The 17,596-nt window shown below is 69.8% G+C and carries 17 protein-coding genes; 9 read left to right on the top strand and 8 right to left on the bottom strand.

Annotated elements, in window-relative coordinates; all coding sequences use genetic code 11:
• Positions 1-851, top strand: an 851-nt coding sequence (locus ABZX92_RS39315; RefSeq protein ID WP_355570562.1) for a GDSL-type esterase/lipase family protein, incomplete at its 5' end; no start/stop codon positions are given.
• Here the strand turns inward: ABZX92_RS39315 and ABZX92_RS39310 are convergent.
• On the bottom strand, positions 852-1,469 hold the full coding sequence (locus tag ABZX92_RS39310; RefSeq protein WP_355570561.1) for an ester cyclase: 618 nt from the start codon (positions 1,467-1,469) through the stop codon (positions 852-854).
• Between the two features lie 151 nt (positions 1,470-1,620).
• On the opposite strand from ABZX92_RS39310, the gene ABZX92_RS39305 reads away from it, so the two are divergent.
• Genes ABZX92_RS39305 through ABZX92_RS39295 form a run of 3 tightly spaced genes read left to right on the top strand, consistent with a single transcriptional unit; the run spans position 1,621 to position 3,915 of the window.
• A complete protein-coding gene (locus ABZX92_RS39305; protein ID WP_355570560.1) occupies positions 1,621-2,154 on the top strand; it encodes a VanZ family protein in 534 nt (177 codons plus the stop codon).
• Between the two features lie 10 nt (positions 2,155-2,164).
• On the top strand, positions 2,165-2,824 hold the full coding sequence (locus ABZX92_RS39300) for a response regulator transcription factor (protein ID WP_355570559.1): 660 nt from the start codon (positions 2,165-2,167) through the stop codon (positions 2,822-2,824).
• On the top strand, positions 2,821-3,915 hold the full coding sequence (locus ABZX92_RS39295) for a HAMP domain-containing sensor histidine kinase (protein ID WP_355570558.1): 1,095 nt from the start codon (positions 2,821-2,823) through the stop codon (positions 3,913-3,915). Before ABZX92_RS39300 ends, ABZX92_RS39295 begins: the two co-directional genes overlap by 4 nt.
• Here ABZX92_RS39295 and galK read toward each other — a convergent pair.
• A complete protein-coding gene (gene galK, locus ABZX92_RS39290) occupies positions 3,875-5,017 on the bottom strand; it encodes a galactokinase (RefSeq protein WP_355570557.1) in 1,143 nt (380 codons plus the stop codon). The two genes, ABZX92_RS39295 and galK, sit on opposite strands and share 41 nt — an antisense overlap.
• Before the next feature lie 140 nt (positions 5,018-5,157).
• On the opposite strand from galK, the gene ABZX92_RS39285 reads away from it, so the two are divergent.
• The 4 genes from ABZX92_RS39285 (at position 5,158) to ABZX92_RS39270 (ending at position 9,010) form a co-directional block, all read left to right on the top strand.
• Positions 5,158-5,823 carry a hypothetical protein gene (locus tag ABZX92_RS39285; protein WP_355570556.1) on the top strand — a complete coding sequence of 222 codons (666 nt, stop codon included), beginning with the start codon at positions 5,158-5,160 and terminating at the stop codon, positions 5,821-5,823.
• A 69-nt stretch (positions 5,824-5,892) separates the two neighbouring features.
• The gene (locus tag ABZX92_RS39280) at positions 5,893-7,035 is read left to right on the top strand and encodes a histidine kinase (protein WP_355570555.1); all 1,143 of its coding nucleotides are present in this window, start codon (positions 5,893-5,895) and stop codon (positions 7,033-7,035) included.
• Positions 7,032-7,658 (top strand): response regulator transcription factor, encoded by a 627-nt coding sequence (locus ABZX92_RS39275; protein ID WP_355570554.1) that lies wholly within the window; start codon positions 7,032-7,034, stop codon positions 7,656-7,658. Before ABZX92_RS39280 ends, ABZX92_RS39275 begins: the two co-directional genes overlap by 4 nt.
• Before the next feature lie 140 nt (positions 7,659-7,798).
• Positions 7,799-9,010, top strand: a complete 1,212-nt coding sequence (locus ABZX92_RS39270; protein ID WP_355570553.1) for a glycosyltransferase 87 family protein — start codon at positions 7,799-7,801, stop codon at positions 9,008-9,010.
• On the opposite strand, the gene ABZX92_RS39265 is transcribed toward ABZX92_RS39270, so the two are convergent.
• From ABZX92_RS39265 to ABZX92_RS39240, 6 genes are all read right to left on the bottom strand, one after another.
• Positions 8,896-10,128: a glycosyltransferase 87 family protein gene (locus tag ABZX92_RS39265; RefSeq protein ID WP_355570552.1), complete on the bottom strand. Its 1,233-nt coding sequence runs from the start codon at positions 10,126-10,128 to the stop codon at positions 8,896-8,898. The two genes, ABZX92_RS39270 and ABZX92_RS39265, sit on opposite strands and share 115 nt — an antisense overlap.
• A complete protein-coding gene (locus tag ABZX92_RS39260) occupies positions 10,125-11,321 on the bottom strand; it encodes a glycosyltransferase 87 family protein (protein WP_355570551.1) in 1,197 nt (398 codons plus the stop codon). The genes ABZX92_RS39265 and ABZX92_RS39260 overlap by 4 nt, the downstream gene beginning before the upstream one ends.
• On the bottom strand, positions 11,314-12,873 hold the full coding sequence (gene mptB / locus ABZX92_RS39255) for a polyprenol phosphomannose-dependent alpha 1,6 mannosyltransferase MptB (RefSeq protein WP_355570550.1): 1,560 nt from the start codon (positions 12,871-12,873) through the stop codon (positions 11,314-11,316). The genes ABZX92_RS39260 and mptB overlap by 8 nt, the downstream gene beginning before the upstream one ends.
• Positions 12,874-13,000: 127 nt before the next feature.
• On the bottom strand, positions 13,001-13,438 hold the full coding sequence (locus ABZX92_RS39250; RefSeq protein WP_355570549.1) for an HIT family protein: 438 nt from the start codon (positions 13,436-13,438) through the stop codon (positions 13,001-13,003).
• A gap of 91 nt (positions 13,439-13,529) precedes the next feature.
• Positions 13,530-14,384, bottom strand: a complete 855-nt coding sequence (locus ABZX92_RS39245; protein ID WP_355570548.1) for an NYN domain-containing protein — start codon at positions 14,382-14,384, stop codon at positions 13,530-13,532.
• Positions 14,385-14,786: 402 nt separating this feature from the next.
• Positions 14,787-16,487: a discoidin domain-containing protein gene (locus ABZX92_RS39240; RefSeq protein WP_355570547.1), complete on the bottom strand. Its 1,701-nt coding sequence runs from the start codon at positions 16,485-16,487 to the stop codon at positions 14,787-14,789.
• A 183-nt stretch (positions 16,488-16,670) separates the two neighbouring features.
• Here ABZX92_RS39240 and ABZX92_RS39235 point away from each other — a divergent pair, with 183 nt between their 5' ends.
• A complete protein-coding gene (locus tag ABZX92_RS39235; protein ID WP_355570546.1) occupies positions 16,671-17,567 on the top strand; it encodes a DUF1996 domain-containing protein in 897 nt (298 codons plus the stop codon).
• The last annotated feature ends 29 nt before the right edge of the window (positions 17,568-17,596 follow it).

The raw sequence follows: 17,596 nt of genomic DNA, 5'->3' as shown, positions 1-17,596 counted from the left end.
GAGCAGGCCTTGGAAGCGGCCAACGACAGCCTGGCGTTTGCTCGGCAGGACGAGGATGCGGCTGGGACGGGTTCGGCACGCCCGGCGGCTACCGCGTGTCGCTCTGGCAGCGGCATGCCGTCGACTTCGTCGGGTCGGCCTCCAACGGGCCTCCTGGTCTCGGCGACCACGATCACGAGGGCCATTCCGGCTTCCGGATCGACCAGCTGGACGCCGGGATCGTGTCGTGGGTGCGGCGAGCCGATCCCAGGACCGTCCTGCTGTTCGCGGGCACGAACGACCTCAACCAGCGGCACGACGTAGCGGGCGCTCCGGCCCGGCTCGGCGCACTGGTCGACCGGATCCACGCGCTCGCCCCGCTGGCCGAGGTGTTCGTCGCCCAGCTCACGCCGGTGCCGGGCGACCCGGCGTTCGAGGCACGCGTGCGGGCGTTCAACGCGGCCCTGCCTGCGATCGTGCGGGGCCCGCGGACCCACCTGGTCGACATGCACAGCGGGTTCACCGCGGCCGATCTGGATGACGGCCTGCACCCGAACGCGACCGGCTACGCCAAGATGGCGGACCGCTGGGCGGCGGCGCTCGAGTCGGTGCCGGGGAGCCTCTCCCCGGCCACCGGCACGCCCGCCGTGCTGTCGAGCCCGTTGTCGTTGCGGTGCCTTGACGACGCTCTGGTGCTGCGGGACTGCAGTGGCGCGCCGAGCCAGATCTGGGACCGCTTCTCCCTCTCCCCCGCCGGCGCGCTCGTCACTGCCGACGGCCGGTGCCTGGAGGCTTCGGGGATCGCCGACGGCTCGGCGGTGCGGCCCGCCGAGTGTCGCGGCACCGCGAACCAGCGGTGGTCGGCGCGCTGATCAGGCCAGCCCGATCTGCTGGTAGAAGTTCTGGTTGTCCCAGAAGAGGAACTCCTCGTCCATCGTGCCGCGCCGGTTCCACAGCCCGATGGTCGCCATGTTGATCGAGTACCGCTTCCCGGTCGGCTGGATCACACCACCCTTGCCGTCGGGCATCGGCCTCGTGAAGGTGCCCTTCATGACCCCGGCGACGGCGGTCAGCCCACCGTTCGCGACGCGCAGGTAGTGCGACTCGATGCGGGTGTCCGGCGCCCACGCGAACAACCCCTTGAGGTCCTCGATGTGCCGGTCGATGCCGTCGGTGTAGTGGCCGTCGGGCCAGTGCACGCGGATGGTGCGGGCGTGGCTCTCCTCCAGCCGCGCCCACTTCTGGTGGCTGAAGACGTCGAAGTCGAGCTCGTCGAACGTCTGCAGGTTGCGCCTTTCGGTGCCGGTCAGGTCCTTGGCGAACGGCGGGTTGGGCACCGGCGTCGCGGACGGGTCGGGCAGCGGCGTCCACGGCGAGTACCCGGCGGGAGCGGGACCGGCGTCGGCGACCCCGTTGGTGACGGCCGCCAGGGCCATCGCCCCGAAGGCGGCGGTGCCGCCGTTGGTGATGAGTGAGCGTCGGTTGAGCATCTCGTGCACCTTTCACTCGGTCTGTGCACGCGAGAGCTTGGCACTAACTTTTCGCTAGCGCTATCTTTTCCGCAGTGGCATGGGTCACTTATCGCGGGCATATCGAAAACCGCATACGCCCTGGCAACGCGCGCGCGTATTGGGTTGGGGCGTGCTCAACAACTGGTACGACTGGGTCGGCACCTACACCGGCGTCGCGGCACTCACCCTGCTGTCGCTGCCGGTCGCAGTGGTGGCGGCGGGGCTGCTGGGGTGGCGGCGGAAGGCCACCGGTGCCGCGCGGCCCTGGCGGACCGCGGTGGCCGAGGTCGGCCTGGTCTACGGGACGGTGCCGTGGGTGTGGATGACCCTGTTGCCCGGCAACGAACCCGGCAAGCACGGCGTGGTGACCCTGGTCCCGCTGGCCGACCTGCTCTCCTGGGACCGCGGCCAGATCATCGGCAACCTGCTGATCTTCGCGGCGCTCGGGTTCTTCGCGCCGCTGCGGTTCCCGTCGCTCGCGTCGCTGGGTCGCGTGCTGCTGCTCGCGGCGGGGTGCTCGACGCTCGTCGAGGTCCTGCAGTACGTGCTGCTGCTCGATCGGGTGTCCTCTGTGGACGACGTGCTGCTCAACACCGCGGGCGCCGGCCTGGCCGCGATGCTGTCGTACCGCTGGTGGCGCACGCCCGTCCACAGCTTTGCCTAGGCTGCCGGACATGCGGGTGCTGATCGTGGAGGACGAGCCGTTCCTGGCCGAGGCCGTGCGGGACGGGCTGCGGCTGGAGGCGATCGCCGCGGACGTCGCCGGGGACGGGGACACCGCGCTGGAGCTGCTCAGCGTCAACTCCTACGACATCGCGGTGCTCGACCGCGACATCCCAGGCCCGTCCGGTGACGAGGTGGCACGGCGCATCGTCGCGTCCGGCAGCGGCATGCCGATCCTCATGCTCACCGCCGCCGACCGCATCGACGACAAGGCGTCCGGGTTCGAGCTGGGCGCCGACGACTACCTCACCAAACCGTTCGAGCTGCGCGAGCTGGTCCTGCGACTGCGCGCGTTGGACCGCCGCCGCGCCCACGCCCGGCCCCCGGTCCGCGAGCTCGCCGGGCTGCGGCTGGACCCGTTCCGCCGCGAGGTCTTCCGCGACGACCGCTACGTGGCACTGACCCGCAAGCAGTTCGCGGTGCTGGAGGTGCTCGTGGCGGCAGAGGGCGGGGTCGTGAGCGCCGAGGAGCTGCTGGCGCGGGCGTGGGACGAGAACGCCGACCCCTTCACCAACGCCGTCCGGATCACGGTGTCCGCACTGCGCAAACGGCTCGGTGAACCGTGGGTCATCGCGACCGTGCCCGGCGTCGGCTACCGGATCGACACGTGACCCGGCGCCCAGGGCTCAGCGCCCGTCTCAAACTCACCCTGAGCTATGCCGCGGTCGTCCTCGTCACCGGCGCGGTGTTGCTGGCCGTGGCGTGGATGTACCTGCTGCGCTACGTGCCCAACACCGAGCAGGGCCTGCTCGGGATCTCACCCAACCAGTACCTCCTCTCGCGGATCTTCGGCAAGGCCGCCGCCGTCGCGCTCGCCGCGTTGCTCGTGGTCGGTCTCTCCGGAGGATGGTTCCTCGCCGGACGGATGCTGGCACCGCTCACCCAACTCGCCGACGCCGCGAGGCTGGCATCGAAGGGCGAGCTGTCGCACCGGGTCCGGCTGCCGGGCCGGGCCGACGAGTTCCGCGAGCTGGCCGACGCGTTCGACACCATGCTCGAACAGCTGGAGTCGCACGTCGCCGAGCAGCGCCGGTTCGCCGCCAACGCCTCCCACGAGCTGCGCACCCCGCTCGCGATCACGCAGTCGCTCCTCGACGTGGCCCGCAAAGAACCCGCACCCGAGCTCATCGAGCGTCTGAGCGCGGTGAACAAGCGCGCGATCGACCTCACCGAGGCGCTCCTGCTGCTCAGCCGGACCGGCACCTTCACCCGAGCAGAGGCCGACCTCTCGCTGGTCGCCGAGGAAGCCGCCGAGACGCTGCTGCCGTTCGCCGAGAAGCGCGAGATCACGCTCGACGTCACCGGGGACGCCACGCGGACCGCGGGATCCGCCGAGCTGTTGCTGCGGATGGTCACCAACCTCGTCCAGAACGCGATCGTGCACAACGTCGACGGGGGCTCCGTCGACGTCCGCACCTCGCAGCTGCCCGGCGAGACGGTGCTGCGGGTGGAGAACACCGGCCGGCTCGTGCCGCCGGACCTCGTGCCGACCCTCACCGAGCCGTTCCAGCGCGGAGCCGAACGCACCCGCACCGGCGAGCACGCCGGCGCGGGCCTCGGGCTGGCCATCGTGGCGAGCATCGTCCGCGCCCACGACGGAACCCTGGAACTCAAGCCCCGCGAGGCCGGCGGGCTCGTCGTCACGGTGCGGCTGCCCAGGGTCACACGTCCCGGCCCGCTCCCGCCGCCGGCACGGCGATGAACGTGCGCGGCGGCCCGAACCCTTGCAAGGCAAAGGCTTCGAACACCGCCCGTTCGACGTCCGCGCGGATCTCCGCCGGCACCAACGCGATCGCGGAACCACCGAACCCGCCGCCGATCATCCGCGCGCCCAGCGCACCGGCCTTCTCGGCGGCTGCCGCGGCCACGTCCAGCTCGGGGCACGACACCCGGTAGTCGTCGCGCAGGCTCGCGTGCGAGGCGCTCAGCAGCGGCCCGATCTCCGCGTACCGGTTTTCCCGAAGCAGCTCAACGGTTTCGAGCACCCGTGCGTTCTCGGTGAGCACGTGCCGGACGAGCGGCCGCAGCTCGTCCGGCAGCCCGGCCTCGGTCTCCAGGTCGCGCACCGATGCCACACCGAGCAACCGGGCGGCTTCCTCGCAGCCCGCACGTCGTGCGGCATACCCGGACTCCACCAGCGAATGGCTCACGCGGGTGTCGATCACGAGCACTTCCAGGCCGTGCCGAGCCGCGTCGAACGGCACCTGCTCCTGCTTGCCCGACCGAACGTCCAGGAACAACGCGTGCGCTTCGGTGCAGCACAACGACGCCGTCTGGTCGAGCAGCCCGGTCGGCGCGCCCACGAAGTCGTTCTCCGCCTGCTGCACCCATTTCGCAATGTCGCTCGTGGACGCTGCCACGCCGGCCAAACCCAGCAGCGCCAACGCCGTCGCGACCTCCAGCGAATGCGACGACGACAGACCCGACCCGTGCGGCACGTCACCGACGATCACCAGGTCCGCGCCACCGGTGATCCCCTGCTGCCGCAACACCCACGCGACACCGGCGGGATACGCGGCCCAGCCCTGCACACCACCAGGCCCCAGCGAACCCACGCGCAGTGGCGGCGCTGTGACCACCTCGCCGTCGACGACGCTCGCGAGCGTGATCACGCCGTCCTCCCGCGGCGCCGCGGCCACCCAGGTGCGCTGCGGGATCGCGAACGGCAGCACGAACCCGTCGTTGTAGTCGGTGTGCTCGCCGATGAGGTTCACCCGGCCCGGCGCCGACCACACCCCGGCCGGGGCGACGCCGTGCAGCCGCGTGAAGGCCCTGGCCGTGCTGTTCGATCCTGTTGACTTCATACCGCCCGATCCACGCCGCGTCGTAGCAAGTGCTCACGCGAGGATGACCTAGATCCAGAAGAAAGACAATGTTGATTCTTGATTGAAAACGTTGAGTACCGTTAGCCTCTGGTTTCCCGAAAGGTGAGGAGGTCCCAGCCGTGCTGCTCGAAGCGCTCTCGTTCTCCGTGCCGCTGGGCGACCCCGTGCCGCTGCTCGACAAGCCCGGGCAGTGGGGCACCTGGCACCACCACGAGCACCCGCCCGCACTCGACGGCCGGATGACGTTGCTGCGCACCATCATCACCGCTCCGCACGCCGCCGTGCTGCGGTTTCGCGAGATCGGCGACCGTACGTCGGTGTTCCTGGACGGCCAGCCCGTCGGCGTCCTGCTGAGCGAGCTCAAGGACCACGCGCTGTCCCTGCGCGACGCGAACGGCGAGCTGACGATCTTCGTCGAGGACCTCGGCGGCGGCACCGGCCTCGCGGGCGTCACTCTCGACGGCAGGCCCGTCACCGGCTGGGACGTCATGCCGCTGCACCTCGGCCGGCCGGTCACGGTGCAGCCGATCCGCAACGTCCCGGTGAGCGGGCCGGTGTTCCGCCGCGCCACGTTCGTCCGCGACGAGCCGGGCGAGCTGGCCCTCGACACGTCGGCGTGGGGCTGCGGGGTGGTGTGGGTGAACGGGCACGATCTCGGCCGCTACTGGTCCCGCACGCCACAGCCGCTGCGCGTACCCCGTGAGGTGCTCAAGACGGGCGTCAACGAGCTGGTCGTGCTCGAAACCGGCGTGCCGGCCGACCTCACCGCGAGGTTCCTCGCCTAGCCGATCGGACAGTCCCCTCGGTCGGAAGGTGGAGAGCGAGCCCCACCCGTTCCTCCTACGATCGCGATCATGCCTGGCTATCGCCGTCACTGGATCGTCGCCGCGTTGGTCATCGCCGTGTTCGGCGTCCAGGTCGTGTTCGCGGTGCCGCTCTACGGCAGGCAGTGGACGGTTCTCGCGCTGATCGCGGTCGTGGTCGCGGCGGCGGCGTTCGCCCATCGTCATTTGATCGCGACGGCGTGCGCGTCCGCGGGCATCCTCGGTCTCACTCTGATGGCACCCGATCCGCGGGGCGTGGCTTCGACCACGTTCGGTGGGCTCGCGGAGCCCATGCGGCTCGACCAGATGCCGATGACCGTCTCCGAGGCCGTGGCGGTGGTGGCGCTGGTCGTGGTGCTGGTGTGGACCGCGACCCCGATCACCGCCGCGATCTGCACACTCGTCCTGCTCGCCGTGTGCGTGTTCGCCAGCTACGTCCGCACAGTGCAGTACGAGTGGCCCATCGCTGTTCCGAGCGTCGTGCTCGTCGCGGTCACGGCGGCGAGCGTCGGGTATCTGCTGCGGATGCGCGATCGGACACAGGCTCAGCTCGCCGCCGCCGCCGACGAACGGGCGCGCCGCGAGGAGAGGCTGGACATGGCGCGAGAGCTGCACGACGTCGTGGCCCACCACGTCACCGGGATGCTGGTGCAGGCGCAGGCGGCGATCGTGGTGTCCGAAGGGGACAAAGACGCGGCGTGCGGGATGCTGCCGGGCATCGTGAACGGTGGCACGGACGCGTTGGGTGCGATGCGTGCGATGGTGCGGGCGTTGCGCGATGCCGAGGCGACGCCGGCGACGACCGATCTCTCCGCGGATCTCAAGGCGCTGGTGGAGCAATCGCGGCTGCCGGTGAAGACGACCATCGAGCTGCCGTCGGACGTGCGGCCGGAACTGGGACGATCGGTGCTGAGGCTGGTGCAGGAAGCGCTGACGAACACGCGCAAACACGCTCACGACGCCACCAGTGTGGAGGTGGACGTGCGACTGACCGCGACCGCCGTACTGTTGTCCATTGTGGACAACGGCACCGCGAGGCCCGCGCACTCCGGCGGTTTCGGGCTGGTCGGCATGCGGGAACGGGTGAGCGAGCTGGGCGGCCGGTTCTTCGCCGGTCCCACCGGTGAGGGCTGGCTCGTGACGGCCGAGCTGCCGCTGGCGGTGCGCGCGTGATCTCCGTGCTGATCGCCGAGGACCAGGACATGGTCAGGACCGGTTTCAGGCTCATTCTGGAGGCGCACCAGGACATCACCGTGGTCGCCGATGTCGCGGACGGCATCAGCGCGGTCGAACGGGCCCGCGCGCTGCAGCCGGACGTGTGCCTGGTCGACGTGCGGATGCCCGGGCTGGACGGCCTCGAAGTCACGCGTCAGCTCGCCCCGCACACCCGCATCGTCGTCGTCACCACGTTCGACACGGACGAGGTGCTGCACAAGGCGCTGGATCACGGCGCGTACGGGTTCCTCACCAAGGACGCGAGCCCGGCGCTGCTCGCCGAAGCCGTCCGCTCAGCCGCTCGCGGGGACGTGCTCGTCTCCCCTTCCGTCGTGCTGCGCGTGCTCGGCCGCAGCGCCCCTCGGCTGCCGGACGCCGACGCGGGCCTGCTCACCGACCGCGAGCTCGACGTCGTGCGGCTCGTCTCGCGCGGGCTGAGCAACGGCGAGATCGCCGCCGAGCTGCACCTGTCCGTGTCCTCGATCAAGTCCTACCTCGCGTCGGTGCAGGCCAAGATCGGCGCGCGCAACCGGGTGGAGGTCGTCGCGTGGGCGTTCCGCGCGCACGTGGTGTCCGGTTGACCCCGGCCGAACGGCTGATGCACACGATCTCCGCTGTCTCACGGGCCAGCGGCTCACGGCCTTCGAGCTGATCCGGCAGACCCCTCCCGGCCAGCACTCTCGTCCACAACGGACAGTTCGACGAGAGGCGCGGTCACCCGATGCTGGACCATCTGCGATCTTCCTGGCGCGGCGTGCTCTACCTGGCCTTCGCGGGGTTCGCGCTCATCACGGCGATGTCGTCGGAGTTCTTCGGCTATCGCGTGTGGGGCATGTTCGCCGTGGTCGCCTTCCTCGGTGCCGGCGCCTTCGCGGTGTTCAACGACCGGTTGGCGATCTGGTTCGCGCTGCTCCTCGGTTCGGTGGCACCGCTCGGTGTGCTGATCTTCAACCGGAATGCGGCCGCCGAGGACTTCTCCGGAACGCCGTGGACGTGGAGCGCACAGCCGGACGTGTGGGTGATCGAACGCTCCGCCCGCCTGCTGCTGGCGCACGGCACGCCATATGTGGACGTGACGGCGCTCGGCAGGGCACCGGACGTGAACGACTACACCCCGTACGGCCCGCTGATGACGGTGTTCGGCCTGCCCAGGGCGTTGTTCGGCGACTCACCGCTCACCGACGCCCGGATCATGTTCGCCCTGGTCGCGGTGGCCGCCGTGGTGCTGAGCCTGAAGCTGCTGAACTGGCCGCGCATCCCGGTGCTGGCCGCCCAGCTCGCCGCGGCGAGCCCGTTGACGATGCTGACCATCACCACGTCGGGCGAGGACGTGGCGGTGCTCGCGCTGATCGTCCTCACCGCGACGCTCGTGATCACCCGCAGGCACGGGTGGGCCGCCGTGGTGGCGGCCGCGGTCGTCAGCATCAAGCTCATCGCGCTGCCGGCGATCGTCGTGCTCGTCCTGTTCATGTTGGGGCGCAAGCACATCGCACTGTTCGCCGCAGTGCTCGCCGGACTCAACCTACCGGTGTTCCTGGTCGATCCGACTGCCTTCGTGGAGCACGCGATCCGCTTTCCGACCGGCGGCGCGGAGGTCACCTCACCGGCGTCGAGCCCGTTCCCGGGCCACCTGCTCACCGAACTGGGCCCCGCCGGGCACGTCACCGCGCTCGCGTTGCTGGTCGTGGCGGGCCTCGCCGTGGTGGTGTGGCTGCTCGTGCGCCGCCCGGCCACCGTCGCCAACGCGCTCTGGCGGGTGGTGGCCGGGATGGGCGCGGCGATCCTGCTGATGCCCGCCAGCCGGTTCGGGTACCTCGTCTATCCGGCGGCGTTGATCGGCTCGGCGGTGTTCTTCTCCTCCGTCGAGCGAGTCCGTGCACCGCGCAGCACGACCGCGACCACCACGAGGGTGACCAGCGCGAACGCCGGGTAGGCCCAGCCGAGCGCGGACAGCCAGCCGGGGCGGCTGATCGTCCAGATCGTCGGCTGGAAGTCCAGCTGGAACGAGATGAGGTCGAAGAACATGACCGGCACCCACAGCACCAGCAACGTGTTCCGCGCCCACGGAGCGATCTTCGCGTGCACCAGCCAGATCAGCAGCGGCGCCACCCACACCCAGTGGTGGTCCCACGAGATCGGCGACAGCAACAGCCCGAGGAACTGCACCGTCAGCACGCCGATCAGCGCGTCGCTCGCCCGGACCGCCGCCCGCAGCGCGATCAGCGCCAAGATCACCGAGATGACGGCCGCGATGATCCACGGCCAGGACATGCCGACGTCGTAGCCGAGCGTCCGGGACAACGCCCCGCGCAGCGACTGGTTGTGCGCGGTCGCGATCGGGCCGACCCGGTCAGCCGCGCCCAGCAGTTCGAACCAGTACTTCCTGGACTGGTCGAAGTCCACGAGGAAGCCGAAGCCGACGCTCACGGCGAACGCCACGAACGACCACACCGCGGCCGCCCACCGCTTCGTGGCGAGGAAGTACAGCCCCGAGATCGCCGGGACGAGCTTCACGCCGGCGGTGAAACCGATGCCGGCACCGGCGAGCTTGTCGCTGCGGGCCACCATCGCGGCCAGCATGATTCCCGCCAGCACCAGGTTGATCTGGCCGAACTGGAAGGTGTGGAAGACCGGCATCATCCACAGCAGCACCGCGGTCCACAGGATGGAGCGCCGCCGCCACAGCTTCGCGTCGGCCGTCCAGGACTCGCCCGCCACGAGCCGCAGCGCCACGTGGATGATCCAGTACAGGCACAGCAACGAGATCAGGCGCCAGGTCCACTGCGCGAGGCCCCAGAACATCCACGTCATCGGCAGGAACACCAGCGCGCCGAACGGCGGGTAGGTGAATGGCAGCGGGAAGTCGGGCGGCGAGAACGGCGAGAACACCTGGTACAGGTCGCCTTCGAGCACGTGCGGCGCGAGCACCCAGTACACGCGCAGGTCGAGCGTCTCGTTGCCGAAACCGGTCACGATGACGACGACGCGCACCGCGATGGAGAGCAGGAGCAGCCAGGGCGCCAGTGCGAGGAGGCGCCTTTCGAACTTCACAGCGCCACCTCAGTGCGTTGTTCCGTCTTCAGCAGCGTCGGCACCACGGCGAGAGTGGCCAGCCCGAGCGCCGGGTAGACCCAGCCGAGCAGGGCCAGCGGCCACGGCCTCGGGATCTCCCAGATGGACGGCTGCATGACGATCAGGAACGTGATGATGTCCGAGGCGACCACGACGACCCACGCCACGGCGAGCCACTTGCGGACGCGGTGCTCCACTCCGTAGACCATCCAGAGCACGGCCGGGATGACCCACAGCCAGTGGTGGCTCCACGAGATCGGCGAGACGAGCAGGCCGAACATCTGCACGACGACCACGGCGGCGAGCGTGTCCTCCGCCTTGACCGCGGCCCGCAGCGCGAACCACGTCAGGACGGCCGACACCGCGACCGCCAGCAGCCACGGCCAGCCCGTCTTGACGTCGTAGCCGAACGTGCGGGACAGCGCGCCGCGCAGCGACTGGTTGATCGCCGACCCCACCGGCCCGACCCGGTCGGCCGCGCCGAGCAGCTCGAACCAGTAGCGCCACGAGTCCTTCGCGGACACCAGGAAGCCCAGCGCCACGGTGATCGCGAAGCCGATGCCCGACCACAGCGCCGCGGTCCACTTGCGGGTCGCCAGGAAGTACAGCACCGAGATGCCGGGCGTCAGCTTCAGCCCGATGCCGGCGCCGACCCCGAGGCCCGCCGTGATCTGCCGGGTCGCGACCATCGCCGCGAACACCCCGGCGACGAGCGGCAGGTTGATCTGCCCGAAGTCGAGGGTCTTGCGCACCGGCTCGAACCACAGCGACACCGCGGTCCACAGCAACGCCCGGCGCTGCCACTTCACGTCGTAGTCCTGCCCGGCCTTGGCGGCCAGGAGCTTCAGCGCCGTCCGCACCAGCCACCAGAGGCAGAACAGCGACAGCACCTGCCACACGATGCGCGTGACGATCCACGGCAGCGCGGACAGCGGCAGGAACGTCAGCGCCGCGAACGGCGGGTAGGTGAACGGCAGCGGGAAGTCCGCCGTGAACGGCATGTTGATGTCGTAGAGCTGGTCGCTCAGGACGTTCGGCGACAGGCTCCAGTACACCTTGAGGTCGATCATGCCCCAGTTCGCGGGGTTGCCGAGGATCGCGGCGTAGATGCCCAGCGACACGCACAGGATCAGCGGAGCGAACCGCAGCAGCCGGTTCTCGAACTCAGGCACCCGTGCCTCCGACCAGCTCCGACGTCGTCGTCGTCACCGGTTTGGGTTCCTGTTCCTGTTCCTGTTTCTTTTCCTTTTCGTGTTCCTGGACCGGCATCGGCTTCTGGAGCGTCCTCGCGACCCACACGCCGACCGCCATGGTGGCGGCGAGGTACGGCCACCACACCCAGGGGTTCATGTTGTCGTAGGTCCAGCGCCAGACGACCGTGCCGTCGGGCAGCGTGATCAGCACCATCCACACCGAGATGCCACCGAGCACGGCAACGCTGCGGTTGCTCCACGCGAACGCGGAGCCGAGCGCCAGCGCCCAGGTGAGGTACCAGGGCAGCACGGACGGGGCCAGCAACGACGCGGCGAGCAGGGCGATGGTCGCGCGCTTGATCGCGTCGACCCCGCCTTCCCTGGCGAGCCACCACTGGCGCACGAGCACGAACGCGAGCGCGATCATGCCGAGCACGCGGAAGACGCTCAGGAAGCCCTCTCGGGTCCAGCCGGGGATGTGCGTGCCGATCGAGTAGAAGAGGATCTCCGCCGCCGCGCAGGGCAGCGAGAGCCAGGTGAGCAGCGGCGTCTGCGACTTCAGCACGCCGATCCAGCCGAGGCCGACGCCCGCGATCATGCTGGCGACCCCGAAGACGATCACGAACACCGCGCCGCCCACGCCCGCGGCCACCAGGAAGCGGTGCCGCGCCGAGCCGGTCAGTCGCGCTGCCCACACCCAGACCAGGAACGGCAGGACCAGCAGTGCCGTCGCCTTCACCGCGACGGCGAGGGCTATGAAGGCGAACCCGCGCAGATGCATGCCGTCGAGCACGAACACCACGCCGACGGCCATCAGGCCGACCATCAGGATGTCGTTGTGCACGCCGCCGATGCCCAGGGCCAGCACCACCGGGTTGGCGGCGGTGAGCCACATCGCGACGTTGGCGCGGCCGCCCAGGTGCTTGACCAGGCGCGGAATCGCCCAGATGAGCATCGCGAGGCCGCCGAGCACGGCGATCCGCATGACGATGGCGCCGAGGATGACGTTGTCGCCCGTGAGCCAGACGGTGACCTTGCCCAGCAGCAGGAACAGCGGCCCGTACGGCGACGGCGTCTCCTGCCACAGGCCCGCGACGTTGCCCCGCAGCGGCAGGTCGAGCACGGCCGCGCCCTTGCTGTACGGGTCGAACCCGCGCAACGCCACCGCGCCCTGTGCCAGGTAGCTGTAGACGTCCCGGCTGTACAGCGGCGGCGCGATGATCAGCGGTGTGGTCCACGCCGCCGTGGCCATCGCCACCGTGCGGCCGCCGGCCTCACCCGTGAGCACCATGCGGCCGAGCCGCACCCACGACAGCACCATGAGCCCGAGCCCGACGAACAGCACCATGAACGCGAGGTCGTGGCCGTGGCCGTACCTCATCGCGTTCAGCACCGTGCCGCTGAGCAGCGGGTCCCGGCGGACGATCGCACCCGCGCCCAGCCCACCGACGGTGAGCATCGCGGCACCGATGACGCCAGGCCACAAGATACTTCGCGGAATTCGCCGGAATAGTCCCAGCCATACGTTCACAACCGGATCCACCCTCTATGAACACGCTCTCTATCCCGTGCGGCGTGCGACACTGCAACACCTATCGCACCGGGGCCAGTGCAAACGGATTCCAAATGGAACCGGCATTGTGGAGTTTATCAGAAGATCAAGAAGGGGGTCGCGACAGGGCCTGCCGAACGGCGTAAGCCTCCTCGTCGAGCAGCTCACGCGGCCTCTCGGCCCAGTCGGCGCCGATGCGGAAGCCGTCGCCGCGAAACCGGGGGAAGACGTGCAGGTGGAAGTGGAAAACCTCCTGGAACGCCGCCTCACCGTCGGCGAGGAACACGTTCACACCCTCGCACCGCAGGTCAGAGCGCCGCAGCGCACGGCCGACCCGGTGCCCGACGCGCCAGATGTGCGCGCTCGTGTCCTCGTCCAGGTCTGCCAGGCCTTGCGCGTGCGCCCGCGGCACGACCAGCACGTGCCCCGGATTGACCGGGTTCAGGTCCATGAACGCGACCGCCGTGTCGTCCGCGTGCACCACACTCGCCTCCGCCTCACCTGCGACGATCGCGCAGAAGACGCATCCCGGGTGTTGATCCACAACGCAAGCGTAGGTACTCCGAGAGTTTTCCGCGCCGTTACACGGCCGAGTACCCAGGAATCGGGACGCATCACACTTTCAGGCCGTTTCTTCACTGCCTGACGTCGTCGAGCCGGACGAGCTGTGCTCTCGGATACTTCCGGCCGGGGATCGGCACGGGAGACCCGGTGAACGACACCGGCGTCCCCGCGAGGAGCAGGGTGAGCCCCTCCGGCAGGTCGTCGCGCGACACGAACCACGACCCGCCGCGGCTGTCGGTGATGAACCCGTGCGACTCCCCCGACCGCCACGTCGACACCGTGCCCTTGCGCCTGCCCCTGGGCGTGCCCACCGGCGACGCCACCGCCTGCGACGTCCGCACGAACGGACTCCGCAGCGGGTAGCCGTCCTGGTCCGCGGGCGCGAACAGCTCGTCGAACCCCGGCGTGAACGGCGTGGCCGCTCTGAGCGGCGCGGCGGTGCGCGGGGTCCAGGCGGGTGCCTTCTCGATCGTCCTGACGTCGACCACCGGCACGACCACGTGCACGCCTCTGGCCGTCAGCCTGGTGACGAGCGGCGCGAAGTCGGCGTCGCCGGTGAGCAGCACCACCCACTGCAACGGCACGGTCGTGGCCTTGTCCCACGCCTCCAGGGCGAGCTGGACGTCGACCCCCTTCTCCTTGCCGCCGTGCAGCGGCAGGTCGTGCCGGACGATGCCGGCGTGCTCCAGCGCGGCGTCGAAGGAGGCGGCCGGCGTCTCGATGCGCCCGCGAACGTAATGCGCCTCGGCGATCACGCACTCGTCGAGCGCCCGCCCGGTCTCGCTGTGGACGAACCAGCGCAGCGCGTCGTGCAGGCCGTCCAACGAGATCCGCGCGGCCCGCTGGTGCGCGGTCGCGTAGAAGTCGCTGAGGTACGCGAACCACGTGCCGTCGTAGAACACGCCGATGCGGACGATCTTCGCCATCGAACGGACATTACCCGTCCGCGGAGCCACGCTGCCCAGCCAGCCCCAGGTCAGGGCCGGTACGCACCAAGCCAGTGGCAGCCCGGCACCCGGCCCGAGCCAGCAGCGACGGACACCACACCCGTGCAGCGAGGAGCCCCGCCCTGGGCGCGGTGCCTGCCCAAGTCAGCGGCAACGCACACCGAACCCGAGCAGCCCCGCACCCCGGCCAACCCGAGCCGGCAGCCGCAGAAGCCACAATCCGTGCGGCGAGAACTCCGCCCAGGACGCCGTGCACACATGCAGGCCCGAGTCAGCGCTGGGACACATGCCGCCCGACCAGCCCGAAGTCCACCCAGCGCCGTGCGCTCCGGGCCACGCTCGATGCACGGCGCGCCCGGACAGCGGAGCCGAGCCCTGGTGTCAGCGGCGGTACACACCCAGCTCGTACAGCGAGTAGCCCCAGCCGGTGCCGCGCTGGGTGGCGTGCACGCGGACGTACCGTGCGGTCGCCGTCACGTCGATCGCGTCCACTCCCCCGTTGCCGGAGGTCGTGCCGTAGACGGCGCGCCAGTCGTTGCCGTTGTCCGACACCTGGAGCTCGTAGGCGCGGCCGAATGCCGCCTCCCACACGAGCTGCACGTGGTGGAAGGTCGTGACGGCGCCGAGGTCGACGCTCAGCCACTGCGGGTCGGACCAGTCGCTGGCCCAGCGCGAGCTCGCGTTGCCGTCGGTGGCGTTGCCGGGCGGGAACGGGGCGCCGTTGCCGGACTGCTGGTAGCTCGAAGCCGTCGTGGGCTTGCCCAGGGCGACGTTCACGCCGTCCGGGCGCGGGGCGACGACGCGCACGGACCTGGTCTCGATCCCGATGTTGCCGCGGCCGTCCTCGGCCATGACGTACACCTTCCACACGCCGAGCCGGTCGGGTGCGGTGAGGGTCAGGCGGTTGCCGTCGACCTGAACCGGAGTGCCACCCAGGCCGCCGCTGTTGTCGAGGTACTTCGAGTTCCACGCGGCCGACCACACCAGCGGATCACCATCAGGATCAGTCGCCGCCACGTCGATCGTGACCTGCGCACCGGCAGCCACCGAACCGGGCGTGTTCATCGAGGTGATCACCGGCGGGGTGTTGGCAGGCGTGGCACCGCCGAACGCTCGTTGCACCGAGTAGAACGAAAGCCGCTTCTTGCCCGCGGGTGTCAGGTTGAACCAGACGGCGCCGAAGTCGTACTCGGTGCCGTAGTGGAAGAACGTGCCGCCCAACGACACCCCGCCATGCGCGGTGATGCAGTTCCAGGCCTGGGTGTAGCCGTCGCGCTTCTGGACGTCGGTCGGTTCCGAAGGCACGCCTTGAGCATCAGGCGGAACCTCCCACTCACCGGGCGGACCGGCCTCGGTGAGGATGTACGGCTTGGTGTAGCCGCCGTCGATCCAGTCCTGCCGAACCTTGCAGACGTTGCCGTAAGAGTTCACGGCGTAGAGGTCGAGGTCGGGCGTGTACGCCTTGAGGTACGCCCAAGCGCCGGTCCACGCGTCGGTGTTGGTCACCGGGTGGTTCGGGTCGATGGCGTGGATCGCCCGCGCGGCTTCGTTCAGATACCGGGCGTAGGCGACGCGCTGGTTCTCCAGCTCCGTGCCGGAGTAGCAGTTCCGCAGGCCGAGGATGGACTCGTTGCCCACGTTCCACATCAGCACGCCCGCGTGGTCGCGATAGGCGGTGACCCACTGCCGGATCGTGGCCAGCATGCCGGATTTGTACTGGGCATCGGTCACGTAGTTGACGCAGCCGCCGGAACCGGGACCGCCGCCCGGCTGCAGCCAGAAGCCGTTGATCACGCGCAGGCCGTGAGCTGCCGCCGCGTCCAGCAGTGGCCGGGTGGATCCGTCGGTGCCCCAGGTGCGCAAAGTGTTGACGCCCATGGACTGAAGCTCCGGCACGTACCGCGGAGCGTCGGCGGCGGGCGGGCCCCAGGTGAGGCCCTTCACGGTCCACGGCTGACCGTCCACCACCAACTGCCAGTTGCCCGGAGAGCCGGTGACGTGCACTCCGGAGGCCAGGCCAACGGGTGCGAGAAGTCCTGCGAGCACGGCGACAACCGTGCCGATGGAGCGGACGCGAACCATCGCGCCTCCTGCCACGGGTAGGGGTGAATGCGGGGAGAGCGCTCTCACAACCCTGCCGACGGACGTTACGACCAGACGTCGCGGGTGTCAAAGAACCGGTCTTGACACCTCGGCGGCGGCAGCGGGAACCTGTTTCGGAGAGCGCTCTCCCAGCCGGTTCCCCACGTCGGCAGGAGGACAAAGGTGTCCCGGAAACTCAGCGCACTGGCGGTCGCGGCCGCCCTCGTCACAGTCACGTTCCCGCCCGCACAAGCCGATGACCTGGTCACACACCACGAGTTCCAGGCGAACTGCTCGGTCACGCACCACCTGGCGGACGACCCGATCGTCCTGCCGGGCCTGCCGGGCGCGTCGCACCTCCACACGTTCCTCGGCAACCCGTCCACCAACGCACGCACCACGAACGACTCGCTGAGGACCGCCGAGACCAACTGCAAGACGCCGGACGACAAGTCCGCGTACTGGTTCCCGTCGGTCTACAACGGCGACCAGATCGTGCCGCCGAACTTCCCGCAGGTGATCTACTACAAGTCCGGCATCCTCAGGTACCAGGACGTCGTGCCGTTCCCGCCGGGAATCCGGTTCGTGGTCGGCAGCCCCGCGGCGAGCCAGGAGGAGTTCCGCACCGCGCCCGGAGCGGTCGAGGGCTGGGAGTGCGGCGACAGCACGCACAACTGGGACATCCCGAACTGGTGCGTGCCCGGCAGCCAGCTCAACATCCGTTACCAGGCACCGAGTTGCTGGAACGGCCGTGACCTCGACTCGGCGGACCACAAGTCCCACATGGCCTACCCGGACCGTGCCACGCTCGTGTGCCCGGCAAGCCACCCGGTCGCCGTTCCGATGATCGAGTTCAAGATGGCGTTCCCGGTCTCCGGGGACATGTCCCGCGTCCGGCTCTCCAGCGGCCGCGGCTACAGCTGGCACTACGACTTCATGAACGCCTGGGACGCACCCACGCAGGCCGCTCTCGTCCGCCACTGCGTCAACGGCGGCCTCCAGTGCGACCCGCGCGGTTTCGACCAGTACAAGCCGAACCGGGGCGCCGCGCTCGGACCGGACTACCGGCTCCCGCGCTAGGCCTTGGACGTCGGCAAGTACCACCAACT

The sequence above is a fragment of the Lentzea sp. NPDC006480 genome (genome assembly GCF_040611995.1).
Taxonomy (GTDB): Bacteria; Actinomycetota; Actinomycetes; order Mycobacteriales; family Pseudonocardiaceae; genus Lentzea.
Note: the sequence above shows the minus strand (reverse complement) of the source record. Positions and strands in the feature narration are given on the sequence as shown.